Annotated in this window: 7 protein-coding genes and 2 pseudogenes; 2 read left to right on the top strand and 7 right to left on the bottom strand. The window is 60.6% G+C overall.

The window, feature by feature from the left end; all coding sequences use genetic code 11:
- From Q0G85_RS10085 to Q0G85_RS10060, 6 genes and pseudogenes are all read right to left on the bottom strand, one after another.
- A pseudogene (locus tag Q0G85_RS10085) lies at nucleotides 1–310 on the bottom strand (cell filamentation protein Fic); the annotation flags it as partial.
- Nucleotides 311–484: 174 nt separating this feature from the next.
- Nucleotides 485–1,300: a metal ABC transporter permease gene (locus tag Q0G85_RS10080; protein ID WP_297157604.1), complete on the bottom strand. Its 816-nt coding sequence runs from the start codon at nucleotides 1,298–1,300 to the stop codon at nucleotides 485–487.
- Entirely contained in the window at nucleotides 1,301–2,071 is a 771-nt protein-coding gene (locus tag Q0G85_RS10075) for a metal ABC transporter ATP-binding protein (RefSeq protein ID WP_297157602.1), read from the bottom strand.
- Nucleotides 2,072–2,119: 48 nt separating this feature from the next.
- The gene (locus Q0G85_RS10070; protein WP_297157599.1) at nucleotides 2,120–3,109 is read right to left on the bottom strand and encodes a metal ABC transporter substrate-binding protein; all 990 of its coding nucleotides are present in this window, start codon (nucleotides 3,107–3,109) and stop codon (nucleotides 2,120–2,122) included.
- A gap of 67 nt (nucleotides 3,110–3,176) precedes the next feature.
- Nucleotides 3,177–3,491, bottom strand: a complete 315-nt coding sequence (locus Q0G85_RS10065; RefSeq protein WP_297157597.1) for a hypothetical protein — start codon at nucleotides 3,489–3,491, stop codon at nucleotides 3,177–3,179.
- Between the two features lie 34 nt (nucleotides 3,492–3,525).
- Nucleotides 3,526–3,960 (bottom strand): Fur family transcriptional regulator, encoded by a 435-nt coding sequence (locus tag Q0G85_RS10060; RefSeq protein WP_297157594.1) that lies wholly within the window; start codon nucleotides 3,958–3,960, stop codon nucleotides 3,526–3,528.
- A 495-nt stretch (nucleotides 3,961–4,455) separates the two neighbouring features.
- On the opposite strand from Q0G85_RS10060, the gene Q0G85_RS10055 reads away from it, so the two are divergent.
- Nucleotides 4,456–4,758 carry a hypothetical protein gene (locus Q0G85_RS10055; protein WP_297157591.1) on the top strand — a complete coding sequence of 101 codons (303 nt, stop codon included), beginning with the start codon at nucleotides 4,456–4,458 and terminating at the stop codon, nucleotides 4,756–4,758.
- A 203-nt stretch (nucleotides 4,759–4,961) separates the two neighbouring features.
- Here the strand turns inward: Q0G85_RS10055 and Q0G85_RS10050 are convergent, their stop codons facing one another.
- Nucleotides 4,962–6,014, bottom strand: coding sequence for an AraC family transcriptional regulator (locus Q0G85_RS10050; RefSeq protein WP_297157588.1), 1,053 nt, complete (start codon nucleotides 6,012–6,014; stop codon nucleotides 4,962–4,964).
- 95 nt (nucleotides 6,015–6,109) lie between these two features.
- On the opposite strand from Q0G85_RS10050, the pseudogene Q0G85_RS10045 reads away from it, so the two are divergent.
- A pseudogene (locus Q0G85_RS10045) lies at nucleotides 6,110–6,456 on the top strand (hypothetical protein); the annotation flags it as partial.

Raw genomic sequence — 6,456 nt, 5'->3', positions numbered from 1 at the left:
TGTCGCGCTTGGTCGTCTTGCCGACGGAGCTGCGCAGCACCGCCTCGACGCGCTCGGCCTTGGTGAGCCTGGCGTCTGCTGCCGCGGAGACGCGCTCCTCGAACTCGCGGTATGTAGCCGGGATCGCGCCCAGCATGTAGCGCACGAACGGGCCGGGGTCGTTTCGGTTCTCGTGCCATCCTTGCGAGCTTGCTGCCAAGGCGTTGCAGTACGCGCCCTTGGTGCGCTCGACCTCCTTCTCGATGGAGACGTACTTGCCAGCCATGTAACCCGCCTTGTACAGCAAAAGCAGGGAAAGCAGCCTGGACATGTGCCCGTCGCCATCGTTGAAAGGATGGATGCACGAAATCGGGTGGGCGGTTCGAAAATCGCAATCCGCAGGTCTTTGCCATTGATGAGCGAAGCGAGTAGCCTCAGGTAGCTTGCCTATGTGTTGTCGATTGGATGAAAAACCGCCCCCCACCTTTGCCTTCCAAACGCTCTCTTACCGGCCCAGCAGCTTCTTCCCTGCGAACGTCGCCATCAGCAAAGCTATCTCGACGAGCACGATTGCTCCGCCGGGCTTGAATCCGAACGCGTAGGAGGCTACGAGCCCGCAGGCGGCGCTCACCATGCCGACCCCGCATGACACGACGACCGTCTGTTTCCAGCTCCGCGCGACCACGAGAGCGCAGGCTACGGGCACCGTCATCATGGAGCTGACGATGAGCGTGCCGACCGTGCGCGATGCGATCGACACGGCCACCGCCGTCATCAGGATGAACGAGAAATTCACCAAGGTCGTGCGCACGCCTGCGAGTCTTGCGGCGCGCTCGTCGAGGGCCACCCAGAACAGCTCGCGGTTGAACAGAACGCTCAGAAGCACGATGGCGATGCCGAGCGCGACGACGACGGCGAGCTCGCCGTCGTCGACCGTCACGATGCTGCCGAAGAGAAAGCTCGAGAACGTGGAGCTGTTCGGGACGAAGCCCGAGAGCACGCCCGCAAGCCCGACGCCCGCTGCCGTGACCACGGCGATGGCGAGATCGGCGTGCCCTTCGAAGCGACGGCGGATTCCCTCGACGGTCAGGGCGGCCGCCATGCACGCCGCGGTTGCGCCCGCAACGGGATTCAGGCCTCCGATGAGCCCGGCAGCCACGCCCGCGAGCGAGGCGTGCGAAAGCGCATCGCCGACCATCGACAGGCGTTTGAGCACCACGACGACGCCGACAAGCGGGATGGCCGCGCCGAGCACGATGCCTGCAACGAACGCACGCGTCATGAACGCATGGGAGAACATATCGGCAAGCAGCTGCACCATCTACATCCCCTCCCGCAAAAGAGCCGCACGATCGGACGAACCCCGCGCCTCCGATTGCGCAGGGTACCCGGTTTCGCGCAGCTTCCCCGATTCCAGCCGTAAAACCCGTGCCGGCAACGCCGACAGCCTGCGCATGTCGTGCGTGATAAGCAGCGCGGAGCGTTCTCCCGACGCCACGATCTCCTGCAGCAAGTCGACGAAGGACCCGACGGCATCGGCGTCCATGCCGCTTGTCGGCTCGTCGAGAATGAGCAGATCGGGGTCGTTCACCAGCGCTCGAGCGAGAAGAACGCGCTGAAGCTGCCCGCCTGAGAGCTCCCCGACAAGGCGACGGGAAAGCATCTGCGCGCCGACTTTTTCCAAGGCGCGTTCGACCGCTTCCGCATCGTTTGCCGACCTGGGCATAAACCTCCGTCGCGCGGCATAGCGATTCGCGGCAACCACTTCCGCGACCGTTGCCGGGAATCGCTCGTACAGGCCCGCTATCTGCTGCTGCACGTATCCGACGCGCCGCCAATCGCGGAACGAGCCGACAGGGATGCCGAACAGCTCGGCGTTTCCCCTGGTCGCAGCCAAAGATCCGAGCATCACCTTCAGAAGCGTCGATTTTCCCGCTCCGTTTTCGCCGAGAATCGCGCACGTCTCCCCATCGCCGATCGTCAGGTCGACATCGGATAAGACCTCCTGCGCTCCATAGGAGAACCCGACATGGGAAAGATGAACGGGAGGGAAGGGCTGCCCCGCATGTCGCAGGTTGGCTTTGCTCCCCACGCGCGGAGTGCGTGCGATTAACCGATTTTCGCCCATAATCCACCCAGGTTATTGCTGATTCAAGGCGCCGACCAGCTCGTCAAGGTTGTCGCGCATGACGGAGAAGTAATCCTCACCCGCGTCGAGCTCGTCTTGTTCCAGGCCTTCGATCGGGTTGAGAACCTTGCAGGAAGCCCCCGTCTCCTCGGCGATCTGCTGCGCGATCTTGGGGCTGACCAAATCTTCCGAGAAGATGACCTTCACGTTGTTGTCGCGCACGAACTGCACGATCTCGGCCATAGTCTTCGCGTCGGGCTCGCCCTCGGCGTCCATGCCCGTGATAGGCTCCTGTGTCAGGCCGTATGCGTCGCATAGGTAGCCGAATGCCTCATGGGATACGACGATGGTCTTGCCCGAAGTCTGGGAAAGCCGACTTGCGAACTCGCTATCGAGGTCGTCGAACTCGCGCGCCCATTTCTCGTAGTTCGCCTCATAGTCCGAAGCGTTGTCGGGATCAGCCTTCACCAGCGCATCCTTGATGTTCTCGGCTTCCTTCTTCGCGTTTTCGGGTGCGAGCCATACATGCGGGTCGTGTTCGCCCGCGTGCTCATGCGGGTCGGCTTCGTCGGCATCGTGGTCGTGGTCGGCAACGCGCAGATCGATGCCGTCGGACGCGCAGACAACCGTTCCCGTGACATTTGCGGAGGCCAAAGCGTCATCCACCCAGCCTTCCATATCGGCGCCGTTGTATACGAAGACGCGAGCGCTTTCGATCGCCTTGATGTCGGCGGGCGACGGCTCCCACTCATGGGGTTCGGTTCCTGCCGGGCAGAGGTTTTCGACCTCGACATGGTCGCCTCCGATCTTCTGCGCGAAATCAGCCATAGGATAGAAACTTGCCACAACCTGGATTTTCTGCGACTTGCTTGCGGACTGGCTCTCGCTCGAGTTCGAACCTGTGGTACCCGAAGTGCTCGTGCACGCCGAAAGGCCGACAATCGAGAGCACCGCCAAAACGGCCGCGAACGCAGCCGTGAACAGCTTATTCATTTTCATCATGCTTTGACTCCTGTGTATTGTGCCTGAAAAGCAGGCATTTTCATCGCGTTTGAAATACACAGGGAACTTAACAGTCAAGCCTCACTTGAAGGTCGACGAGCGTTGTCGCGCAAGCTCGCACGACAGGTGCGAGCGTGAGCGGCACAAGCGCGGGGAGGAGCACAGGCGCGCTTGACCCTGTCGGGGCATCGGAGTCGGCGTGCGCGAGAGACGAGGCGATGGCGAGCACGTGGCACACCTGGCACCCATCGCCCGAGCAATCATGATGGGCCTCGCAAACGATGAAAAGCGAAGGCGCGATCAGGGCAAGGGTGATCGCCACCGCCGCGATGCGCGCAAAAGGGGAGTTCACCGCCGCGCTGGAGCCGGCGTGCAACCGCATGTGAGTCTCTCGCATGGCGCCGCGAAAATGAGAGTCACGCATTGCGGCGCTCCAAATCCGCCGACTGGGCGGAACACTCTTTGCAGGTTCCGAACAGCACGGTGCTTGTCATATCGATGCGAAAGCCGTGTTTGTCGAGCATATGAGCGCACAGCCTCTCGACCTCGTCGCAATCGAGATGGATGAGCCTTCCGCAGAAAAGGCATTTCATGTGGTAGCAATGCGGAGCTTCGCATGCATCGCGATCGATTATCTCGAAGCAGGCGCTCTTTTCCCCGACGGGCGTTGATTTCATCGCAACGCCTTCGTCGATGAGCTTCTCCAACTGGCGGTACACCGTGGCCGAAGAAACCGTGTGTCCCGATTCGGAAAGCGCGGCGTGCACGGCAGCTGCGGTCATATGGCCGCGAGCATGCGAAAGGCAATCGATAATCGCCTTTCGTTGAACTGTTTTATACTGTCCGCGCATGCGTTCCTCTCTCTAATTTGAGAATCGTTCGCATATTAAACATAGCGCGGGAAGATGTCAACAGGGAAGAAGAGCCCACTCTCGTTTTGAGCCGCCTGCTATTTCCCGATGCCCAAGAACCGGTGGGTGTTTCAGACAGGCGCTCGGGGTTCGCTTCTACGGAAGAGACGATGAGCCCTTCGAATGACAGTGCGATACCGAAATCGCTTTACATTCAGGGCTCACACTAGAGCAAGAAGTCGATTGCTCACGAACAAGCCCCGTCCATGAGGTCGGTAGACGTGCCGCTATGGAGCCGGAAATCGATGTCTGGGGTATTCGTTTCGCGTCTTTCGCATTTCCTGAGCAAGGGTGGACGGCGTCTCCGCTTAGTTCCATTCCTTCTTGTCATTCTTCGCATTATGCTTATTTAGGCATAATGCGAATTTCAATATCGGCAATAGCTATAGGTCGAATTCCTCCTTACTATTTTGGTAAGCCGGAAAGGAGGAAGCAATGACCGACTATTACGAAGACACCCACGATTTAACGCAAGAAGACATAGAAACCTTTCTTGAGGCTATGGCTTCGGGCAGGGAAATCGAGGCCGGCTCGGAGATTCACCGCATCATGGTTGCCGCATCCGAGCGCGCAATGTGTATAACTGCGCGCATGAACTCCTCCTTCCGGAGCCTCTCAGAGACCAGAGATGTCTTCGGGGAATTGCTCATGGAACGGCTTCCGGACGGCGTGGGCTTGAGCTGCACCGGCGAGAGCGGCGGCCATCCCCTGGGACGCGATCTCGGCGTTCTTCGATAAGAACCTTGGATAGAAAGACAGCTGCGAGGGGAGTGCCAATGGGCAAGAAAGCGCTGATCGTGGCGATCGAAGCCGGCCACGAGCTTCTGCTCTGGTAAGACTCGCATGACGTGGAAGCATTCCCCCGCTCTTGAGATGGGATCCGGTTGCATGGCCGGCTCCCATCTGTTTTCGGGGCGGCGGGTATAGCGCGATGCTCCGTCCTATCCGATGCGCGATCTTTTGCGATAGGCGCGCGGTGTTGTACCGTAGGCGCGCTTGAACGCGTCGGTGAACGCCCCTTGGTTGCGGTAGCCTGCGCTTCTGGCGATCCCTCCGATCTCGCGGCCCCCGTCAAGGAGGAGGCGTCGGCCGTATTCCAGACGCTGCGCGCGGATGTAGCTTTGCGGGGTGTCCCCTTGCACGTTGCGAAACGCCGATATCATCTTCCCTTCGCTCACATGGGCGATGCCGCACAGCGTTTTCGTGCTGAGGTCGGACGATAGGTTGCCGTCGATGTAGGAACAGATGCACTCGACGCAGTCCCTGTCGCTTATGCGCACGGCGTCGGCTGCCGGGTCCTTCTCGGGGATGCCGCTTGCCAGCAGCGCGAAGCATTCGATCACCTTGGCGTGGTAATACGCGTCGGCCACCGATGCGGCGGGGTAGGCGATGTCGAGCCCTCGAAGCGCCGAGGGCAGGCCGGGCACGCCGTCCGACGCGGTGAGCCGCGCGATGGCGCGGCGCAGTTTCCCCTCGTCGCAGCGCAAGGCGTCCGCATAGCGACGTATCGCTTCAGGGGCTATGGTAATCGACGCCGACGACAGTCGTTTGTCGGGCTCGAACGAGCTTATGTAGGGGCCGCCATCCCAGTCGTGTCCTATGAGCTTGGAGTTAGACCCGGCGCACTCGGGCGAGCAATACTTGGGCATCGCATGCTCGTAGAGGCCGAACCCCAGGTAGGGAACAGTCTCTATGGCCGCTTCCACGGCGCGCCCGTACGTGATGTCCATCGACACGACGATGGTGTCGTTGTCCATGAGGTAGAACCAATAGGAGCCCCTGCCGTACCGGGGGTCGACGAACCACGTCTCGCCGACGCTTCGCACCAGGTCGGCCCGTCCGAATCCGTGCGCGAGCGCTTCCTCCGCGCACACGGTGTGCAGCTGCGAAAGCTGCGTGACGAACATGTCGTAAAGCGGGTTTTCCCGTCCTGCGGCATGGCTTCCGGTTGATTTTTCGGTAGAACTTGAATTCTTTTCGGCGTTGTTTTCCATCTTCTCTTTTCATCTTTCGCATCGCTTTACGGAGCCCTATTTTAGCGTGAAGAAGTTATATACGGCTAACAGATAGAAAGAAGGACGAAAACCGCATGGCTCTTTCGATGGATGCGCCTTTGCCCTTGAGCGCGGCCGCGCAGGCGCGGCCCTCGGCGCCTGCCAACCCAGCCAACGCCGCGCCGCGCCATCTCGACCCGCGCGTGTCGCTTGCGGTGCTGGCGGCGATCAACGTGCAGATGGCGCTCACACAAAGCCTGTTCGCCGAGATGGGCGTTTTGGCGCTTACCGTCGCCGTGATGGCGTATTGCCGCCGTTTTTCCGCGATTGCGCGCTGGCTTGCCTTCTATGTTCTGTTCGCCGTGGCGGCGCAGCTGTTCGTGGCGAGCGGGAACACCCTGCTTTCGCCCTTTGCGGCGTCGCTTCTCATGTACCGCCATGT

Source organism: uncultured Ellagibacter sp. (assembly GCF_934617235.1).
Classification (GTDB): Bacteria; Actinomycetota; Coriobacteriia; order Coriobacteriales; family Eggerthellaceae; genus Ellagibacter.
The sequence above is the reverse complement of the archived record's forward strand: the minus strand, read 5'-3'. Positions and strand labels throughout refer to the sequence as shown.